Genomic DNA, 2,707 nt, shown 5'->3' with positions numbered 1-2,707 from the left:
TTCTTAGATCAACAAGCAATAGATACCTTACCGTCTGATATCTCCATTAGCTATGCTGGTGAATCACAAGATTTCCGAGATAACCAAAGTAGTATCGCAGTGGTATTTGGACTGGCGCTATTGGTGGCTTATTTAGTACTTGCAGCGCAGTTTGAAAGCTTTATTAACCCGCTGGTGGTTATGCTAACCGTACCGATGGGGATCTTTGGTGGTCTTGCCGGATTATGGATAATGGGACAAGGGCTCAATATTTATAGCCAGATTGGGATGATCATGTTGATTGGTATGGTGACGAAAAACGGTATTTTAATCGTTGAATTTGCTAACCAACTGCGTGATAAAGGAATTGAGTTTGAACAAGCGATTGTTGATGCGTCAGTACGTCGATTACGACCTATTTTAATGACCGCGTTTACAACCTTGTTTGGTTCTTTACCGTTGATTATATCAACTGGCGCAGGTGCTGAAAGTCGTATCGCGGTGGGTACGGTGGTGTTCTTTGGAATGGCATTTGCCACTTTGGTAACATTATTAGTGATCCCAGCGATGTACCGCTTGTTATCAGCTAAAACCAAATCACCAGGTTATATTGAAGCGCAATTAGAGAAAGAATTGCAGCATGATTATATCGGTCGTATTAATCATGGTGATTTACCGAAATAAGCGTATTTAGGGACGAAGGACGAGGGCAAAGTGTCGAGGATGCTGAATATATTTCTATTTGGTGCCAGAACACAAATGCCCTTTGTCCTTTACTTAAGAGCTTTACATCAAAACTACCTCTTTAATCGACAATCAGTTAAACTCCCCTCATAACAACTATCGAGTAAGTAAACTACAGTTAAGTGGTTTATTGCCCTGATCGACCTAAAGCCCTTTATAGAAGAAAAACATGTCACAAAATTCTACTGAACAGCAGAGCCCGAAAGGGGTTCGACTTAATAAATTTATCAGTGATACTGGCTATTGCTCACGCCGTGAGGCGGACAAGCTGATTGATCAGGGACGTGTAACCCTTAATGGCACTATGCCTGAAATGGGTATGCGAGTAATGGATAAAGACGAAGTATTGGTTGATGATAAGCCATTACGTAGCAAAGAACGTCCAATTTATATCGCGCTTAATAAGCCAACGGGTATCACCTGTACGACTGAGCGCCATATTGAAGGCAACGTGATTGATTTCATTAATCACCGTAAGCGTATTTTTCCGATTGGTCGTTTAGATAAGCCGTCTGATGGTCTTATTTTCTTAACCAATGACGGTGATATCGTTAATAAAATTCTTCGTGCCGGTAACTCGCATGAAAAAGAATATGTAGTGCGTGTTGACCAAGCGATTACCCCTGAATTTCTTGAAAAAATGTCATCAGGGGTTGAGATTCTAGATACGGTTACTTTGCCATGTAAAGTGACGAAAGAAACGAATTTCTCATTCCGTATCGTTTTAACACAAGGCTTAAACCGTCAAATTCGTCGTATGTGTGAAGCGTTAGGTTATGAAGTGTATAAACTTCGTCGCGTACGCATCATGAACATCACTATTGATGGCTTACCAAACGGTAAATGGCGTTATTTAACTGAAGCTGAAATTACTGAAATTCAACAGTTAATTTCACAATCAAGCGGCACTGAAGAAGCATCAAAAACCGATGCTGAAGGCCGTACGATTGCTAAAGCAACAGATGCGAAGTTGTATGATCACCGTGCGCAAGAAGCACGTAATGAAAAATATGCCGCTGAGAAGCAGTTTAAAACTTACCGTGGTACTGGTGAGTTTAATCGTCGTCCCGATGGTGCTAACCGTAGCAGTCGCACCAACGAAGATCGTCATAGTCGTAATGAAAGCCGTGGCGGTCGTACTGATGCAGCTCGTCGTAATAATGACGATCGTCCAGCGCGTACTTCTGCACCAAGCCGTGATACTAAGCCAAGTTTTGGCGGTAAGAGCAATGGTATTAAGAAGTGGAAATCAAAGCGCGAAGAGTAACAGTGCGTTGTTAAGAAACTAGATAGCCAGTTTCAAGAATAAATGAAAAGCGATAGGCGAGAGCCTGTCGTTTTTTTTGTTGGTGTAATTCCGTCATCGCCTACAGTGAATGCCAAACCCAACCACCGTCATTCCCTACAGTGAGGTTACGAACGAGATAGGGAATCTACAATCAGCGCGTCGTAGAATAATTATATCCATCAGACTTATTTTTGCTGGCGTCTTTGAGGTTCAAGCACGCAGTGAATAGATCACGGATAGCTTCGTGCCTCAACTTCCGAGATGACGAATATTGGGCTGAGTGAGTGCCAAACCCTCGCTCATATCTTATCTCCTATGCTATCCTGCATCATCAGTTATCTCACTGAGGTAACGCAAGATTAAAATGATTAGCATTAGGGATGAAAATGAAAATTGTCGCGGTAACAGCCTGCCCAACGGGTATAGCACACACATATATGGCGGCGGATGTACTTAATAAAACTGCGCATCAAATGGGGATTAAAATCCAAGTCGAAACCCAAGGTGCAATGGGGATTGAGCACTTTTTAACGGCTAAAAATATTGCTTGTGCAGACATTGTATTAATAGCCTCAGATATTGAAGTTGAACAACGGGCTCGTTTCACCGGTAGTCGTATTCACTGTGTCACCATCGAAGAAGTCTTAGTCGATGCCACCGCTGTGATTGAGCGTTGTCAGCAATTGTGCCAATGAT

General features: G+C 42.3%; 3 protein-coding genes. All 3 read left to right on the top strand.

Annotated features, from left to right (window positions below; genetic code table 11):
* The coding region (locus GLP24_RS19705) for an efflux RND transporter permease subunit (RefSeq protein ID WP_232578286.1) at positions 1 to 663 on the top strand (663 nt) is incomplete at its 5' end.
* A 229-nt stretch (positions 664 to 892) separates the two neighbouring features.
* Positions 893 to 1,990, top strand: a complete 1,098-nt coding sequence (gene rluF / locus GLP24_RS19700; protein ID WP_232568191.1) for a 23S rRNA pseudouridine(2604) synthase RluF — start codon at positions 893 to 895, stop codon at positions 1,988 to 1,990.
* Positions 1,991 to 2,397: 407 nt separating this feature from the next.
* Entirely contained in the window at positions 2,398 to 2,706 is a 309-nt protein-coding gene (locus GLP24_RS19695) for a PTS fructose transporter subunit IIB (RefSeq protein WP_045038300.1), read from the top strand.
* Position 2,707 lies beyond the last annotated feature (1 nt).

Source organism: Photobacterium carnosum (assembly GCF_021236965.1).
GTDB classification, from domain to species: Bacteria; Pseudomonadota; Gammaproteobacteria; order Enterobacterales; family Vibrionaceae; genus Photobacterium; species Photobacterium carnosum.
The sequence above is the reverse complement of the archived record's forward strand: the minus strand, read 5'-3'. Positions and strand labels throughout refer to the sequence as shown.